The organism is Diaphorobacter sp. HDW4A (assembly GCF_011305995.1).
Classification (GTDB): domain Bacteria; phylum Pseudomonadota; class Gammaproteobacteria; order Burkholderiales; family Burkholderiaceae_C; genus Diaphorobacter_A.
Window position 1 is genome coordinate 103,737 of record NZ_CP049911.1, and the last position, 17,197, is coordinate 120,933.

14 protein-coding genes and 3 pseudogenes are annotated in these 17,197 nt (G+C 64.4%); 16 read left to right on the forward strand and 1 reads right to left on the reverse strand.

Annotated elements, in window-relative coordinates; translation table 11 throughout:
• Positions 1 to 67: 67 nt before the first annotated feature.
• From cobN to G7047_RS31605, 11 genes and pseudogenes are all read left to right on the forward strand, one after another.
• Positions 68 to 4,105 carry a cobaltochelatase subunit CobN gene (gene cobN, locus G7047_RS29915; protein ID WP_166312386.1) on the forward strand — a complete coding sequence of 1,346 codons (4,038 nt, stop codon included), beginning with the start codon at positions 68 to 70 and terminating at the stop codon, positions 4,103 to 4,105.
• A 35-nt stretch (positions 4,106 to 4,140) separates the two neighbouring features.
• Positions 4,141 to 6,261 (forward strand): TonB-dependent siderophore receptor, encoded by a 2,121-nt coding sequence (locus G7047_RS29920; RefSeq protein ID WP_166312387.1) that lies wholly within the window; start codon positions 4,141 to 4,143, stop codon positions 6,259 to 6,261.
• The gene (locus G7047_RS31290) at positions 6,185 to 7,192 is read left to right on the forward strand and encodes a hypothetical protein (RefSeq protein ID WP_240939631.1); all 1,008 of its coding nucleotides are present in this window, start codon (positions 6,185 to 6,187) and stop codon (positions 7,190 to 7,192) included. The genes G7047_RS29920 and G7047_RS31290 overlap by 77 nt, the downstream gene beginning before the upstream one ends.
• Positions 7,193 to 7,231: 39 nt before the next feature.
• Complete coding sequence (locus G7047_RS29930; RefSeq protein ID WP_166312388.1) at positions 7,232 to 7,768, forward strand: MotA/TolQ/ExbB proton channel family protein; 537 nt, start codon at positions 7,232 to 7,234, stop codon at positions 7,766 to 7,768.
• Positions 7,765 to 8,076: pseudogene (locus G7047_RS29935) on the forward strand (DUF2149 domain-containing protein); the annotation flags it as partial. The gene G7047_RS29930 and the pseudogene G7047_RS29935, both read left to right, overlap by 4 nt.
• Positions 8,077 to 8,150: 74 nt before the next feature.
• A complete protein-coding gene (locus G7047_RS29940; RefSeq protein ID WP_166312389.1) occupies positions 8,151 to 8,945 on the forward strand; it encodes an ABC transporter permease in 795 nt (264 codons plus the stop codon).
• The gene (locus G7047_RS29945) at positions 8,942 to 9,808 is read left to right on the forward strand and encodes an ABC transporter ATP-binding protein (protein ID WP_166312390.1); all 867 of its coding nucleotides are present in this window, start codon (positions 8,942 to 8,944) and stop codon (positions 9,806 to 9,808) included. Before G7047_RS29940 ends, G7047_RS29945 begins: the two co-directional genes overlap by 4 nt.
• Positions 9,809 to 9,819: 11 nt before the next feature.
• Positions 9,820 to 11,031 (forward strand): NnrS family protein, encoded by a 1,212-nt coding sequence (locus tag G7047_RS29950; protein WP_205904877.1) that lies wholly within the window; start codon positions 9,820 to 9,822, stop codon positions 11,029 to 11,031.
• Between the two features lie 64 nt (positions 11,032 to 11,095).
• Positions 11,096 to 11,203 (forward strand): annotated as a pseudogene (locus tag G7047_RS29955) (IS5/IS1182 family transposase); the annotation flags it as partial.
• A gap of 775 nt (positions 11,204 to 11,978) precedes the next feature.
• A pseudogene (locus tag G7047_RS31600) lies at positions 11,979 to 12,358 on the forward strand (DNA polymerase V subunit UmuC); the annotation flags it as partial.
• Positions 12,359 to 12,460: 102 nt separating this feature from the next.
• Positions 12,461 to 12,616: a DUF4113 domain-containing protein gene (locus G7047_RS31605; protein ID WP_371813915.1), complete on the forward strand. Its 156-nt coding sequence runs from the start codon at positions 12,461 to 12,463 to the stop codon at positions 12,614 to 12,616.
• Positions 12,617 to 13,327: 711 nt separating this feature from the next.
• Here G7047_RS31605 and mobI read toward each other — a convergent pair.
• Positions 13,328 to 13,756 (reverse strand): conjugative transfer protein MobI(A/C), encoded by a 429-nt coding sequence (mobI, locus tag G7047_RS29970; protein ID WP_166312393.1) that lies wholly within the window; start codon positions 13,754 to 13,756, stop codon positions 13,328 to 13,330.
• Between the two features lie 525 nt (positions 13,757 to 14,281).
• On the opposite strand from mobI, the gene G7047_RS29975 reads away from it, so the two are divergent.
• From G7047_RS29975 to G7047_RS29995, 5 genes are all read left to right on the forward strand, one after another.
• A complete protein-coding gene (locus G7047_RS29975; RefSeq protein ID WP_240939632.1) occupies positions 14,282 to 15,400 on the forward strand; it encodes a ParM/StbA family protein in 1,119 nt (372 codons plus the stop codon).
• A complete protein-coding gene (locus G7047_RS29980) occupies positions 15,397 to 16,062 on the forward strand; it encodes a hypothetical protein (protein WP_166312394.1) in 666 nt (221 codons plus the stop codon). The genes G7047_RS29975 and G7047_RS29980 overlap by 4 nt, the downstream gene beginning before the upstream one ends.
• An 86-nt stretch (positions 16,063 to 16,148) precedes the next feature.
• Complete coding sequence (locus G7047_RS29985; RefSeq protein ID WP_044402653.1) at positions 16,149 to 16,478, forward strand: hypothetical protein; 330 nt, start codon at positions 16,149 to 16,151, stop codon at positions 16,476 to 16,478.
• Positions 16,479 to 16,492: 14 nt separating this feature from the next.
• Positions 16,493 to 16,711 carry a hypothetical protein gene (locus tag G7047_RS29990; RefSeq protein ID WP_166312395.1) on the forward strand — a complete coding sequence of 73 codons (219 nt, stop codon included), beginning with the start codon at positions 16,493 to 16,495 and terminating at the stop codon, positions 16,709 to 16,711.
• A gap of 12 nt (positions 16,712 to 16,723) precedes the next feature.
• Positions 16,724 to 17,194 (forward strand): hypothetical protein, encoded by a 471-nt coding sequence (locus tag G7047_RS29995; RefSeq protein ID WP_166312396.1) that lies wholly within the window; start codon positions 16,724 to 16,726, stop codon positions 17,192 to 17,194.
• Positions 17,195 to 17,197 lie beyond the last annotated feature (3 nt).

Below are 17,197 nucleotides of genomic sequence, written 5' to 3' on the forward strand. Positions count from 1 at the left end.
ATAGCTGCTAGCGCTTATTTGATAAGCGATAGGGGCCTATTTCATTCAAATAATTCCAGTGAACCCCATGTCCCTTCTTCGCCGCTGGCTGGTGCTGTGCCTACTGGCGCTTTTGCCTTGGGGGGCGGCGCAGGCGGCCTCGGTGCTGTTCATCACCACCTCCAACGTGCCCCCGGGCAAGTTCCGTCTGCTGGCCGACATGGCGCGCCCGCACGGTATCGACGTGCAGGTTCGCTACCTGGGCAAGATCCCGGCCGACGCCGATGCCGGGCTGTTCCAGGGGCAGGACATGGTGTTCTTCGACACCTACCAGCAAGAAGACGTGCGCCAGCACCTGATGCGCGCGCTGCCTGGTTTGCGCGCGCCCCACGCCTGGCTGTACGACGCACGCCCCGCCTGGGGCGGCGGGGTGGATGAGGCGCTGGGCAAGCGCCTGTCGCTGTACTACAGCAACGGCGGGCGGCAGAACATGCAGGCTTTTATGGCCACCGTGGCCGCCTTTTTGAAGGGGCACAGCGCGCAGGGCGTGCCTGAACCGGTGATCTTCCCCAAGACGGCGGTGTACCACCCGCGCGCGCCCAGCCAGGTGTTTGCCGACCCGCTGGCCTACCTGCGCTGGGCGGGTGTGGACCCTGCAGACCCCCGGCGCCGCCCCGTGGTGGCGCTGGCCGTGCACCAGCAGTACATCGCCTCGGTGCAGGCCGACTACATCGACGACCTCATTGCTCGCATCGAAGCGGGCGGTGCGGTTGCTCTTCCCTTTTACAGCCCCATGATGGACGCGGGCGCCCTGGACCGCATGCTCCGCCCCGGCGGCAAAGCGTTGGCCGACGTGCTCATCAACACCCAGATCATGCTGTTGCCGGAAATGCGCCGCGCCGAGTTTGAGCGGCTGGGCATCCCCGTGCTGCAGGCCATGACCTACCGGCGCGGCGACACGGCGCACTGGCAGGCGAACCCCCAGGGCGTGCCGCTGATGGACGTGCCCTTTTACCTGGCGCAGGCCGAACTGGCGGGCGTGACCGACATCCAGGTCGCCTCGGCCAGCGGCGCGGGTGATGCGCCCATCGCCACCATTGCCGCGCAGGCCGACGCCGTGGTGGGCAAGGCGCTGCGCCTGGTGGCGCTGCAGCGCAAGCCCAATGCCAACAAGCGCCTGTCGGTCTTCTTCTGGAACTACCCGCCGGGCGAGAAGAACCTCTCGGCCTCCTTCCTCAACGTGCCGCGCAGCCTGCAGACCACGCTGGCCGCGCTGCGCGCCCAGGGCTACGACACCGAGGTGCCGTCCGAGCCCGAACTCATCGCCAAACTGCAGCGCCTGCTGGCCCCCGCCTACCGCGCGGGCGAGCTGGAACCCCTGCTGCGCGAGGGCCTGGCCGCCACCGTGCCCGTGGCCCGCTACCGCGCCTGGCTGAATGCGCAGCCCGCCGCCGTGCAGGCCGCATTGCGCGATCGCTGGGGCGAGCCCGAGGCTTCCGGCATGGTGCTGCGCCAGGGCGGCCAGGCCGTGTTCGTGGTGCCGCGCCTCATGCTGGGCAAGATCGCTGTGTTGCCCCAGCCACCGCGTGGCGAGCGTTGGGAGCCCAAGGAAAAAGCCCTCTACCACTCCAGCAGCGCCTGGCCCTCGCACTACTACCTGGCGGCCTACCTGTGGGCACGCGAGCAGCAGGCCAGCGACGCGCTGGTGCACTTCGGCACGCACGGCAGCCAGGAATGGCTGCCCGGCAAGGAGCGCGGCCTCTCGGTGACCGACCCCGGCATGCTCGCCGTGGGCGACCTGCCCGTGGCCTACCCCTACATCGCCGACAACATCGGCGAGGCCCAGCAGGCCAAGCGCCGGGGCCGCGCCGTCATCATCAGCCACCAGACGCCGCCCTTCAAACCCGCCGGGCTGCACCAGGCGCTCACCCACCTGCACGACCTGCTGCACGCCTGGCTGGCGCAGGACGAGGGCGTGGTCAAAGACAAGATCAAGGCCGATCTGCTGGCCGCCGCCGCCAAGGAGCGCATTGACCGCGACATGGGCTGGACGCCGGAGCGCGCCCGCGCCGAGTTCCCCGCCTTCGTCGATGCCCTGCACAACCAACTGCACGAGCTGGCCGAAACCGCCCAGCCCTTGGGCCTGCACACCCTGGGCCGCGCGCCCGAGGCGCAGCACCGCCTGGCCACCGTGCTGCTGATGCTGGGCCGCCCGTTCTGGGAGGCCGCCGCACTGCATGCGGGCATTCCTGCCGCCGACGTGGACGAAGCCCTGCTGGCCGACTACGACAAGCTCCCCGGCACCGCGCCCTACCAGTTGCTGCAACGCCATGTGGTGCAGGGCGAAAGCACCCAGGGCTTGAGCGCCCCGCTGCGCGAGACTTTGGACAAAGCCCGCACCTGGTACGCTGCCATCGGCGCCGACCAGGAGCTGCCCGCGCTGCTCACCGTGCTGGCGGGCCGCCACCTGCCCACGTCCTACGGCGGCGACCCCATCAAGAACCCCGACGCCTATCCCACGGGCCGCAACCTCTACGGCTTCGACCCCTCGCGCGTGCCCACCAAGCAGGCCTGGGCGGCAGGCAAGGAGGCAGCCGAGCAGCTCATTGCCGAGCACCGCCGCCTGACGGGCCAGCAGCCCAAAAAGCTCGCCGTGTCGCTGTGGTCGGTGGAGACCATGCGCCACCAGGGCCTGCTCGAAGCCCAAGCCCTGTGGCTGCTGGGCACCGAGCCCGTGTGGGACGAGGGCGGCCGCGTCACCGGCGTCAAGCTGGTGCCGCGCGGCGTGCTGGGCCGCGAGCGCGTGGACGTGGTGCTGTCGGCCACCGGCCTGTACCGCGACCACTTCCCCAACACCATGAAGATCCTCGCCCAGGCCGCGCAACTGGCCGCCCGCGCCGCGGGCGATGACGACGAGGCCAACCCCGTGGCCGCGCACACCCGCGCCATCGCCGCGCGCCTGCGCGCCCAGGGCCTGCCCGACCAGGCCGCGCAGGCGGCGGCCGAAACGCGCATCTATTCGTCCGAATCGGGCAAGTACGGCACCGGCCTGGACGACGCCACGCTCGCCACCGACACCTGGAAGGGCAAGCAGGAGGGCGACCGCAAGCTCGCGCAGCTGTACCTCTCGCGCATGCAGTTCGCCTACGGCGCCGATGAATCCACCTGGGGCAGCCTGCAGGGCGGTGACCTCAAGGGCCAGGACGGCCAGCCGATCAACCTCTACGCCGAGCACCTGCGCGGCACCGAGGGCGCGGTGCTTTCGCGCACGTCCAACACCTACGGCATGCTCACCACCGACGACCCGTTCCAGTACCTGGGCGGCATCGGCCTGGCCGTGCGCCACCTGGACGGCAAGGCGCCGCAGCTCTACATCAGCAACCTGCGCGGCGCCGGTAGTGGCCGCGTGGAAGGCGCGGCGCAGTTTTTGGCCAAAGAGCTGGCCACGCGCCAGTTCCACCCCGGCTACATCAAAGGGCTGATGGACGAGGGTTATGCCGGCACGCTGCAGGTGCTGGACGCCACCAACAACTTCTGGGGCTGGACGGCCGTGGCGCGCGAGATCGTGCGCGACGACCAGTGGCAGGAGATGGTGGACGTCTATGTGCGCGACAAGCACCAGCTGGGCCTGAAGCAATGGTTCGAGGCGCACAACCCGCATGCGCTGGCGCAGAACATCGAGCGCATGCTCGAAGCCGCACGCCAGGGCTACTGGCAGGCCGACGCCCACACCGTGGCCGAGCTGAAAGACCGCTGGCGCGACCTGGCCCAGCGTTTTGACGTGCGCACCGACAACGCGGCCTTCGAGCGCTTTGTGGGCGCAGGCCAGGGCACGGCAGGCTTTGGCCTGAACCTGGGCCGCCAGCCTGCCGATGCTGCCGCCGCAGCAGCGCAGAGCGCGGCTGCGCCGCCGCCCGCCGCCGAAGCCGCCCCCGCCGCTCCGCCCCCACCCCCGCCGCCCATCAGCGGCATGCGGCTGGAGCAGGTGGCCGACACGCCGCCCGCGCCCGGCGCCAACACTTGGCAGACGCTGTGGGTGGCTCTGGTGCTGGGCGCCTTCATGCTGGGTGGCGGCGGGTGGCAGCGGCGTTATTCTTTTCAAGCAAAATTGGCCTCTAGCGCTTGATGGATAAGCGCTAACAGCTATCAAAATAATAGCAAATGTTTGATTTCAAACCTGCCCATGCCCGCCTGCTGGCCGCCGCTGTGTGCGCGGCCTGCGCGGCCCCCGTGCTGGCGCAGCAGCCCGCACCGGCATCGTCCGCTGCCAGCGCGCCCGAGCGCCAGCTGGGCGAAGTCACCGTGCGCTCGGCCAGCAGCGCACTGGAAGACCAGCGCAACGCCGCCACGCAAAAAATCATCATCGACCGCAAGGAGATCGAGGCCCTGGGTGGCCTCACCGTGGGCGAGCTGATCCGCAAGCTGCCCGGCATCGATGCGGGCGAGCACGGCGCCGACGGCGGCATGAATGCCCGCGCGCGGGGCATGTCGCGCGACGGGGTGCAGTTCCTCGTCAACGGCGAGCGGCCCACCGCCAATGCGCGCTTTGCGCTCACCGAGGTGGGTCGCATGCCCTCGGGCGAGCTGGAGCGCGTGGAGATTTTGCGCGGCGGCTCGGCCGAGTTTGGCGGGTCTGCGCCCGTCACCGTCAACCTCGTCATTCGCCGCCCGGTGGCGCGTGCGGCCACCAGCGTCAAGCTGGCCGTGGGCCAGCGCGGCAGCTTGGCCAACGGCCAGTTCACCGCCAGCCGCAGCGGGGGCGAAGGGGGCTATAGCTGGCTGCTGCCGCTCACGTTCAACCGCCACGCCATGCCGGTGGACCAAAGCACCACGCGCACGCTGGCGGGCGGCGCGCTGCAACAGGATGTGGAGCAGGGCCGCTACGGCATCAACGAATTCATCCTCTCGCCGCGCCTGGCCTGGCGCGGTGCCACGGGCCAACTCACGCTGTGGCCCAGCCTGTACTACAACGAGGGCGAGCGCAGCACGCACACCCTGCGCTCGGACGGCACGCAGCGCCACGACAGCGAAGACAACAGCACCCGCATCGCCCGCCTGCGCGGCGAGGCCGAATGGCGCGCTGGGGGCGGCAAGTGGACGGGCCGCGCCGCCGCCATGCAAGGCCAGCGCAACGCCGACCGCAATCGCCAGGGCACGGGCGCTGCATGGCAAGAGGCCGAGCGCCGCGAGGACCGCGAACACAGCGCATCGCTGCGCTACGACCGGCCCGTGGGCGAGCATTTGCTGTCGGTGGGCCTGGACGCCGCCAGCCACCGCCGCGACGACTGGCAGGCCCTGAGCGGCGCCTACGCCAGCGACACCCGCTTTGCCGGCCGCGCGCGCCAGGGCACGCTGTGGCTGCAGGACGAATGGCAACTGGCCGAGACGCTCACGCTCACCAGCGGCCTGCGCGGCGAGCGCATGGCCATCCAGGCGCAAGAGCGCGACAGCAGCCACGGCGCGGTCGATCCGTCGCTGGCCCTGCGCTGGGAGGCGGCGCCCGGCTGGGTGGCGCGCAGTTCGCTGTCGGGCGCCATCCGCTTCCCCAAGCTCGACGAACTCACGCGCGTGGCCTCGCGCAGCGCGCTGGCCAACACCCCGCTGGAGCCCGACCGGGGCGGCAACCCCTGGCTGGTTCCTGAGCGCGTGGCCAACCTGGAGGCCGGGCTGGAGCGCCATGTGCCCGGCGGGGTGTGGGGCATCAACACCTACCTGCGCCGCACGCAGGACTTCATCGAACGCCGCACGCTGTGGGAGGCCGGGCGCTGGGTCGATCGCCCCTATAACGAAGGCGACGCGCGCCACTGGGGGCTGGAGCTGTCGGCCAAGCTCACAGGCGAAGCGCCCTGGCTGCAAGGCCTGATCGGCCGCCAGGGCAGCGTGCGCGCCCAGTTCACGCTGCCGCGCGGCGAGGTGCAAGACTCGGTGCTGGGCATGAAGCGCGCCCCGCGCGAGCTGCCGCGCTACCAGTTCACGCTGGGCTACGAGGGCAGCCTGCCTGCGTGGCAATCCACCTGGGGCTTTCAGTGGCAGCACCAGGCCGCCGTGCGCACCCAGGTGCCCGGCGAGGTGCAGTCCACCACACAATCGCGCAACCTGCTCGATGCACACTTCGTGCGCCGCCTCACGCCCGCGCTCAACCTGCGCCTGTCGGTGCAGAACCTGCTGGGCAAAGGCACCTGGCGCACGGCCAGCACCGGCCAGGGTGGCCAGCCCTGGGTGCTCACGTCCAGCGAGACGGGGCAGCGCACCTGGCTGCTCACGCTGGAAGGCAAGTGGTAAGCGTATTCACCCACACACAAGGTTTCCCATGGCACCGCAAGCAAGTTCATTCCCTCTTCGCCACCTGACCGTTGCACTGGCCTGTGCGGGCCTGGCGCTCGCGCTGGCAGGCTGCGCCAGCGCGCCGCCGCAGGCCGCTGCCGCGCACCAGCCCCAGGGCCAGCCGGGCTACTCCGCCCAGGCGGCCCAGGCCACGCAGCCTGCGCTGGCGCAGTATTCGCTGGTGCACGCCGCGCACCTGCCGCACCTGGCCTGGGCGCTCAAGGGCCAGACCAACGCGCTGGCCCTGAACGAAGTGCAGCGCGGCACCCTGGCGGCCCTGGCCTTTGAAGTGCGCGACCAGTTGCAGCCCCGGCTGGAGCAGGCCCGCGCCACCGAGCAGGACATCGCCCAGGCCGCCCTGGCAGGCGCCAGCGTGCCGCAGTTGGCCGCGCGGCTGGACCGCCTGCAGCAGCTCAAGCGCGAGGCCGCGCAGGTGCAGATCGACGCCACCCAGCGCATCCGCGCCACGCTGGACGCCGCCCAGTACCAGCAACTGCGCCAGCGCGCGCACGCCCTGGCACCCGCCGCACCGGCCATGCCTGAATATTCTTTGCTGCTGCCCGCCCACCTGCCGCACCTGATGCCGTTTGTGGCCAAGCTGGACGCATCGGCCGAGCACCAGCAGGCCCTGTCGCGCTACGCCGACGAGCAGGTGCGCCCCGCGCTGCGCCCCCGCCTGCAGCAGGCCCAGCAACTGGAGCAGGAGATTGCCCGCGCCGCGCTCGATGGCCGCAGCGCGCAAGACCTGGCGCCCCAGCTCGACCGCCTGGCCCAGGTGCGCCGCGAGGCTGCAGAAATCCACCTGCGCTGCATTGCCCAGGTGCGCCAGACCCTGCCGCCCGAGCAGTACGCGCGCCTGCTGGCGCTGGCCCAGCCCGCCGCGCGTTGATCCACTTTCCCAAATCACGATTTCACGGAGTTTTTTCGCATGAGCCATTTGCTTGAATCCCTGATGTACCAGGCCAGCCAGGTCTTTCTGTTCCCCACCCTGGTGGTCATTGCCGTGCTGTTCGTCTATGCCTTCTTTTTGCTGGGCATGTTTGCCATGCAGTGGTGGCAGCGCCGCCAGGGGCAGGGCGGCCAGCCCACGCGCGGCCACCACCTGCTGGCCTGGGCGCAGGCCCAGCCCGGCGCCAGCGCCGACGAGCTGGACGTGAAGGCGCATCAGTTGCTGGAGCTGCCGCGCATCGCCACGCGCGTGGCGCCCATGCTGGGCCTGATCGCCACCATGATCCCCATGGGCCCGGCGCTCAAGGGTCTGTCTGACGGCAACCTGGGCCAGGTGTCGGACAACCTGGCCGTGGCCTTTGCGGCGGTGATCCTGTCGCTCATTGCCGCCGCCATCACCTTCTGGGTGGTGTCGGTGCAGCGCCGTTGGCTGGCCGAAGAACTGGTGTGGCTGCAGCGCCAGGGCGTGCGCACCCCGGCCGCAGGCCACATGGCAGAAGCAGGCAGCGAAGCATGAAATTCCTCGACGAAACCGAAGCCGACGACCCCATCCTTTCCGTCGTCAACCTCATCGACGTGTTCCTGGTGGTGATCGCCGCGCTGCTCATCACCGTGGCCAAGAACCCGCTGCTCAGCCCCTTCTCCAAGCAGGACGTCACCGTCATCACCGACGCGGGCAAGCCCACCATGGAAGTCATCCAGAAGCGCGGCGAGAAGATCGAAAAATACAAGGCCAGCGGCGAGATCGGCGAGGGCGACGGCGAGAAAGCCGGCGTGGCCTACCGCATGAAGGACGGCTCCATGGTCTATGTGCCCGAAGGCGGCGCGGCGGACCAGGCCCCGGCCCCCGTACCTGTCAACAACGCGGGCACAGCCCCCGGCGGCATGGGGGGGCGCTGATGCTGCGTGTGCTCTGGCGCGTGCTTTCCAGCCTGCCCGCCTACCTGTGGAGCGGCTGGGGCGCGGCCGCCAGCCTGTTGCTGCTGCTGGCCACCTGGGAGGCCGTGGCCGCGCTGTACGACCCGCTCATCCTGCCCGACCCGCTCACCGCCTTTGCCGCGTTGTGGGCGCAGGTGGAGCAGGGCGCCGCCGGGCCCGCGCTGTGGGCCACGGCGCGGCGCGCCTTCATGGGGCTGGCGCTGGCGCTGGGCGTGGGCAGCCTGCTGGGGCTGCTGGCGGGCTTGTCCGTCACCGCCTCGGTGCTGTCGCGCCCGCTGGTCACGGTGCTGCTGGGCACGCCGCCCATTGCCTGGTTGGTGCTGGCCATGCTGTGGTTTGGCATGAGCGACGGCACGCCGGTGTTTACCGTGTTCATTGCCTGCTTCCCCGTGGTGTTTGCCAGCGCGCTGCAGGGCACGCGCACGCTCGATCTGCAACTGCGCGACATGGCGCGCGCCTACCGCCTGCCGCTGGGCATGGCGCTGCGCGAGGTGTACGGGCCGCATGTGCTGTCGTACCTGTTCCCGGCCTGGGTCACGGCGCTGGGCAGCGCCTGGAAGGTCGCCGTGATGGCCGAACTGCTCGCCAGCACCGATGGCGTGGGCGCCGCGCTGGCCGCCAGCCGCTCGCAACTGGACACAGCCACCACCCTGGGCTGGATCAGCGCCGTGGTGGGCTGCCTGCTGGTCGTCGAATATGGATTTTTGGAACCGCTCAAGCGCGAAGTGGAACGCTGGCGGGAGGCACCGCGATGAGTTTGCTGCTTCAAAATGTGCGCCACAGCTACGCCCTGACCGAGGTGCTCGGCGGCGTGGGCCTGGCGCTTTCGCCCGGCGGCGTGCTGGCGCTGGTGGGCCCCTCGGGCTGCGGCAAGACCACGCTGCTGCACCTGTGCGCGGGCCTGCTCGATGTGCAGGAGGGCCGGCTGGACAACGCCTTTGCCAATCCCGCGCTGATGTTCCAGCAGCCACGCCTGCTGCCCTGGCAGACCACCGCCGACAACATCGCCTTGGGCCTGCGCGCGCAGGGCATGGCGCGTGCCGCTGCGCGTGAGCGCGCCCACGCCATGGGCGCCGTGCTGGGGCTGGACTCTGAAGCCCTGGCCGCCTACCCGCACCAGCTTTCGGGCGGCATGCAAAGCCGCGCCGCGCTGGCGCGCGCCCTGGTGCTGGAGCCCGATCTGCTGCTGATGGACGAACCCTTCGCCGCGCTCGACATCGGCCTCAAGGCGCAACTGCACCGCCTGCTGCTGCGCCACCAGCGCGAGAAGGGCACGGCGGTGCTGATGATCACGCACGACCTCATGGAGGCCGTGCGCCTGGCCGACACCGTGCTCGTCATGGCCGCCGGGCCGGGCCGCATCGTGCACCAGCACAGCCCGCCAGCCCCCGCCCTGGCGCGCACCGACGCCATGGTCTATCACGACACCGCCGAGCTGCTGCGCGTGCCCGCCGTGCGCGCCGCTTTCGGCCTGGATGCGCTGGTGGAAGAGGGCGCCTGCGGTGCCGGTGAGTTTGCCAATACCCTGCCGCCCCCCGAGGCGCGCGTGCTGCCCCTGCAGCCGCCGCCGCACGAAGGCGACGCCACCCCCACCGCGCGGAGGATGCGATGCGGATGACCGCCCCCCTGATGCCCCCGCCCGGCCTGCTGTCGCTCCAGCACCCGGTCTGGATGTGCGCCATGCGCCCCTTCTTCCTGCTCACCATGGGCTCTGCCGTGCTGCTCATCGCGCTGTGGAGCGCCGTGCTGGCGCTGGGCCTGCCGCCGCCGCCCGTAGTGGGCGGCGCGCTGGTGTGGCACGCGCACGAGCTGCTGCTGGGCTTTGGCCTGGCGGCGGTGGCGGGCTTCGTGCTCACCGCCGTGCCTGAGTTCACCAATACCGCGAGCGCCAGCCCGCGCACCGCGCGCCAGCTGGTGCTGCTGTGGCTGCTGGGCCGTGCGGGCTTCTGGCTCTCGGGCGTGGCGGGCAGTCCCGCGCTGGTGCTGGCCGCCTTGGCGCACCTGGGCCTGGCGGGTAGCCTGCTGGCGCTGCTGTGGCCCGCGCTGCGCACCGTGGTCGGCCAGCGCCACCGCGCCTTTGGCTGGGCGCTGGCGGGCCTGTTCCTGCTGGTGGCGGGCTTCTATGCAGATGCGCTGCGCGGTGCCTACCCCCTGCGCTGGCTGCTGGCCCTGCTGGGCCTGGTGATGGTGCTCATCATCGTGGCCATGAGCCGCATCTCCATGCGCATCGTCAACAACGCCATCGACGCAGTGGGTGGTGATCGCGAGCTCTACCTGGCCCGCCCACCCCGGCGCAACCTGGCCATCCTGTGCATCGCGCTGTTCACCCTGGCCGAGTTCGTGCAACCGGGCGGCCGCGTTGGCGGCTGGCTGGCCTGCGCCGCCGCCGCCGCGCTGTGCAACCTGATGGGCGACTGGCACGTCGGCCGCCCGCTGCTGCGCCGCCTGCCGCTCATGCTCTACGCCGTGTACGCCTGCATGGCGCTGGGCTACGCCCTCATCGGCACAGCCCTGCTCGCGGGCGGGCCGGGCGCCAGCGCCGGGCGCCACCTGCTCACCGTGGGCGCCATCGGGCTGTCGATCTACGCGGTCATCTGCATCGCCGGGCGTGCGCACTGTGGCCACCCGTCGGACGAACGGCCCTGGGTGGGGCAGGGGGCGGTGCTCATCGTGGCCGGGGCCTTGCTGCGTGCGGGCGCCGCCTTTGTGCCGGACGCGGCTTCAGCCCTGCTGGGCCTGGCCGGGCTGTGCTGGGTGGCAGCGTTCGGGCTGCTGTGCTGGCGCATCGCTCCGGTGCTGTGGTGCGTACGCCCGGATGGGCTGTGGGGTTGCAAGGGGTAGGAGCAGAGTAAGGCAATTCTAAGTAAGTCCCGCTTCTTCTTGAACTTGGCTAAATTACCGGGCCATGAAGCAGCAGACACTTGCAATGGCGGCCGACACGCAGTCGGACTTTGAACTACACCTCAAGCCCACGCACCGCGACGAATTCCTCAAGATTATGGAGGTGCTGGTAAATCGCCAAGTTTCCGCGAAGGCTGTTTGGTCATGAACTGGGCGGAAGGTGTATTACTGAGTCCGATCGAACCCGCACTGTCATCACTTCTGGATATCTGGCCGGAAAGTGGGGGCAGGAAGTTATCCTCTGTTAGCTGGTATCCGTCAAGGCCTTGGTATCCCAGGCGAGTGGTGGTGTTTAACCCCGGACCTTCGACACAAATGCTTGACATGGGCGAACAGTAGAAGTGCCTCATTTAGACTGTCGCGAACCATCTTTTTGTGGTTGCCGCAGCTGGCCTGGAAGAGTTTACGACTTTAGGTTGCCTGCCACTTGGCTGAGCAGTGCGCTAGGCCGTATGGATGCTGGGTCGGTGTTTACGACTTTAATTATCCAGAATAGCAGTTGAACGCCGTCGAGTGGGCGTCTGGACTTGTCGATGACCAGTATGGACTTTCAGCGCTCAGATTCTTGAAGCAAAGAATCATGATTGCCGGCGCATCAACTACCCTGCCAATTCTCAAGAAGTCGAGCTTTGAAAAGCTAACCATTCCAGTTCCGCCTACGCCTGAAAAACATGGCAGAGTGGTTAAACCATCAGCCTGAAGACGTGAAAGTGGGTAAGCGGTATCCAGCGCACCTGGCGCAGGTTTGCAACTACGAAGCCCTGAGCGAGAAAGAAAAACGCGAAATCCTGAAATCAACTCTCGTAGGGGATATCTGGGGGATTGGGCGGCGGCTGGGGGCTCAATTGGCCGAGGTGGGAGTAATCACGGCGCTCGATTTGGCCCAAATGGATCCCGTCTTGGTTCGCCGTAAATGGAGCGTGGTTTTAGAGCGAACCGTGCGGGAGCTGAATGGGCAGTCCTGTATTGCGCTTGAAGACATACCCACCGAAAAAAAGCAAATTGCCGTAACGCGCTCGTTTGGGGCTCCTGTGACCGAAATAGGGGGGCTTTTGGCGGCAGTGAGCGAATTCGCTGCGCGGGCGGGAGAAAAACTCAGAAAGCAAGGCAGCTTTATGTGTTTGCCCATACTTCCCCTTTTCGGCCTCCCCCTCAGTTTTCTCGGGCGGTGATGGTTCCCCTGAGAAAACCAACGGCAGATTCCTCTGTTTTGATTGAAGCAGCTCGGGCGGGGGTGCGCAGGTTTTATGAGCCGGGATACCAGCTCAAAAAGGCCGGGGTCATTCTTCTGGATTTGTCGAGTTCTTCGGTGCACCAGGCTGAGCTTGAACTCGGGGGGGATGACAGCAAAGACCAAACCCAGCTGATGATGACGGTCGATAAACTGAATCGTCGTTTCGGGCGGGGGGCTGTTTCTGTAGGGGGTACAGGAATGGGCCAAAAAGGCGATTGGAGCCCAAAACAAATGAGGCTCACACCCCAGTACACCACCAAGCTGTCTGATATCCCTGTGGCGCGGGCATAAGACAGCCCCAGGGGGAAGAAATATGCAGGGCCCAAAAGCTCGGGGGAGAGTTATGCGGGGGCCAGCTTCGAATTCAGCGGTGAATTTGAGTTCGCGGGGGGGCGAGATTCAAAGCCTGAGTTGAAGACCTCCAACACAAAACCGAAAACCGGAATCAAAGGCAAACCCGAACCCAAGAAAGGCACGCAGCGGGCGCGAGGGGGGCTCGTGTGCATATGGCCGGGGTTCAATTGCGCGCGGGAAGGGAGAAGGCCACAAGAACGGGAATTCAATTTCAGGCCGGGGAGTGAATTCAAGCGCGGGGAAGCAAGCGCCAAGGCAATTCGACGGGGAAAGAAAGGCGAACCCAAAGCAAACCGCAAACGAAACTCCAGAAAAAACAAAAGCCCAAAACCGGCAAAGGTCGTGGGCTCGTTTTAAGGGCGACTAAAGCGCAAAGGCTGTCATCATGCACTCATAGATTCATGCATTTACATAGGGCTTGAGGCCGGGAGAGAAATCAACGCCGGGGTGCATGCGTAAAAGCCGTGAAACCCGAGGGGGAGAAAGCAAGAAAGCCAGGAGGAAGGGGGAAAACAGGCGGGAATCAAAGACATGAGCCCGCGTCACAAACACACTTGCAGCTACATAGGTCTTTGGGCGCGTGATCCCTTGAGCGATAGAAAAGCCCTTGTAGTTTTAAGGGCGGGATCTATTGCTTTTACATAGGCCTCAATCGGCTTGCTCTTCTTCCGAAGCATCGCCCCCATCACCACCTGTGGCCTTGTAAACCTTGACCGCATTTCTCACATACATCATGGATTTGACGATGTGTTTTGCCTTACGCCTTATGACATGCAATTTGGCTTCGGTCTCCATCACCTTGTCTATCTCCCACTCTTTTGCAAATGGAGTCAACTTGTCTTTTGAATAAGACATGGTGTCACCTACAGTGGTGATTCGAACACGAACCATCTTGCGATTGTTCTTTGACCCATACCACCTGACGCCCGTCCACTTTAAGTCCAAGTGGTTGCCACGTCGAACGCAGGACAGCTGCAGAGTTGACCTCGACTCCCATCCTGTGGCTTTCGCCTCCTGTCGGTCAACAAAGGTCATGTAGTCTTCGGCGGCAATCACTGCTTGGTCATACAGTTCCATGATGCACGCCTCCAGGGCTGTCATTGCATCTTCATAGCGCTCTGCTTCAGTTCGGGGTAGATTCATCTATTTACCGTGTATGGAGGTACCCGGTACATGCATCCTGGCGAAAGCTGTCGAAAAATCGCGAATTCTCTGGATGTAAGTACCCTATAAGTTCATCCTACTAGGATGCAGACGTATGGTACCAGAAAATTTTCTGAAAGTGCTTCATCCTATTAGGATGTAAGTACCGGTCAAATTCATCCGATTAGACCCCTTTTTTTGTGCTTCTTCCAGACATGCGAGTCAACTTCACAGCGCCTTGGCTTCTGGATGTATCTACCCTGGCATCTTCATCCTAATAGGATGTTGTTCGCTGAAAAGATGTTGGCCCACAATCCTAACGAGCAAAATTCTCTGGATGAAGATGCCCTGTATCTTCATCCTATTAGGATGCAACTGCGGCATTTGATAGATTTCAACCTTCTGCGCCTGCACCCATGAACACATAACTCTTCAAGGATGGCGGTTGGATACAAGGGGGTGGCATCGGGCAGTCTGCAGTCACGCTATGGAACTACTGCAGGGCTACTAAAAGGCGCAAAAACGCCACTATCGGCTGCAATCAATGTACGAAGCACTGGCAATTTATTAAAAGAAATTGCAATGGGTTATGTAGTCGGACAAGATATCGGATATTCCAATCTCAAAATCGCCTTCGGCACATCAGATGGCGAAATGACCACGGTCATTCGCCCTGCGGGTGCTGCGCCCAAAGAGCATTTTGGTAGTCGCTTTGACGGCAAGAAGCAAGATGACTTCCTGCATGTGAATGTGAACGGTCAAGAGTTTGTGGCAGGCGTATCTACTGATCGCGCAGAAATGTGGGAGCGCTCCCTACATGCTGATTACGCCAAAACTGATTCATACAAAGCACTGTTTCATGCAGGCTTGCTGTTGACTGGTCAGAAGGAAATCGACCTGTTGGTGACTGGGCTGCCAGTTTCTCAATTCCAAGATGAAGCGCTGCGCGAAGACCTGCGCAAGCGATTCACTGGTGAGCACAAAGTCACCGCAAAGCGGACGGTGAACGTGAAGGATGTGATGGTTGTGGCTCAGCCTATTGGCGGCTTGCTGGACTATGTGAATCTGGTCGATGACGGACCAGAAGAAGATCGCATCACGGACGAGCATCGCATTCTGGTGGTGGATCCTGGTTTCTATTCTCTGGATTGGGTTTTGGTCAGCAATGGCCAATTGCAGCGCCAATCCAGCGGCACCAGTCTCAAAGCCTCTTCTGTTCTGTTGGAGCAGGCCGGTATTCTGATTGCCGAAGACCATGGTGCAAAACCCAGCGTGGAAACACTCGAAAATGCGCTGCGTACCGGAAAGCAAAGCATTCTGCTGATGGGTGAACGTGTCGAGTTGGCTCCATATTTGACAAAGGCGAGTGAATCTCTGGCCACGGTGACTTCGACTTCCATTCAAAAAGCATTGCGCGTTGAAAGCATGTCGCCTGACATCGTGGTTCTCGTGGGTGGCGGCTCCCAGTTCTTCCACAAAACTATTCAGGACGCTTTCCCGCGCCTGAAGGTGGTATGTCCAGAAAACCCAGTTCTGTCGAATGCACGCGGTTTCTGGCTGTTGGGCGCATCAGCATGAAAGAAGGAAGCCTCAAGATCCTTTTGTCGATCAATGAGGTTTATCCACTCTTGGTAGCGGATTTGTCTCGGTACTCTCTTGAGCGCCGAGGAGAGCGTGTTCGTGTTCTCGCAGAGATTGGGCTTTTGGTCGAAGGTCGTTACTTGGCGGTGGGCGCCGCAAAATGGGCTCTTCAACCGCAAATGGTTGAACTGCCTTCCTTTGCGCTGGTGATTAACGACGCCCATCCCGCATTGTTTAATGCACTCAAAGCGACCCCGGCACGGATGCGCGCTGAGCGGTTGAGAAACCTTGCCAATCTGGGCTTGCATGTGGATGGTGGTTTGCTTCGCATTGAAGGCGCCCATCAACCAGAGGGTTCTCTCGTATCTTCAGATATGGGCAGGCAATACGAAACTGCACAGCCACCAATCCCTGTGGCTCCAGTTTCCATGTATCGCAGTGCTATCGCTGCGCATGCGCCAGCCAAATCCGATTCGGTCTCGAATGAGCCTGTTGCGGCCAATATGTCCGAGCCTGTGAATCCCAGCGCTTCTGAGCCGCCCGTGGAGAAACAGGAGTCGGATTCTCCGGCTGCAGCTGCAGCGACTGCCAATCCAACGCCGTCGAAAAACAAAGTGGGCAAGGGCGTTCGCAGTTTCGCCCGATCCTTGGGAAATTGAATATGGCAGTGTCGAAAGCAAAAACAAAAGCCCAAAAGCCTTCACCGTCTTTTGAATGGACGGTGGGTATTCCACCTGAGAAAACGATGGTGGCCCTTGCTGTGCGCAAGTGGTCTGGAATGCATGAAGGCAAGTACATCGAGGTGCTTGCTGGAAGCCCCAAGCGCTACCTGGAGGCCTTGGGCCTGGATGCGATTCTGGAGCCCAGCACCACGGTGATCTATGGTCAGATCCTGGTGCAAGGCGAGATGGAAATCATCATTGATGAGCGCGGCTCACCGGTCACGGCCTACCCCAACAGTGTTCTGGGCTGGTCGTACGTGCCCGAGTTCCACGAGAACATGAAGCTGGCCACGATGACCGATCTGGCCATCGATGCGGTGCGCCGTCGCTCCCGCACTGCGCCCAAGGGCTGATTCAGAGGCGTACCATGCGGCAGGAGTTCGTGCGGGGCCATCGGCGCTACATCCTCTCCCTGGACGTAGATCTGTTCGAGGCCTGCGTGATCAATCGTCACTGGTACGGTGACAACAGCCGCAGGCACGGGCGCCGTCAGGAGCTTTTTAAAGACTTGGCGGTGGCCCAGCGCCGGTTTGGGGAGGTGCAGGCGTACCTTCTCAAAAACGGTTACTCGCTGCCTAACTCATAAAGCCTCAATGACATGGAAGACATCGACCTAGAACTCAAGAAGGTTCAGCTGGCACGCGAACGTTTGGCCCTTCAAAAGGAAACGGAACGCAGGATGCTGAAGGCCCAGATGGTGGGCCAGCTTGCTGCCGCTGGAACTGCTTTAAAGTCCGTTGGCCGCAAGATTGTCATGCTGCCAATTGCCGCATTGGTAGCGCTGCCGACCTTTGTTTCAAAACACCTGAAGATCTCTGCCCTTTGGATTTGTCTGGGTGCTTTCTGTCTGGGTGCCTTTGGTGTGGGCTATTTACTGGTGGAAAAGCATTTGGATGAGTCAAATCGCCGCGTCCAGGAGCTGAACGCCGAAAAGCGTCGCGCCCAGCAGCTGTATGCAGAAAAGCTTCAAGAGTGCATTACTGCGCAGATTCCCTTGCCAACCTGTAAAGAGAGAGCCCAGAAGCTGGCTTTCCCCAATGGTCTCGGTGGTGTGAAACTCCCCGATTAAGAA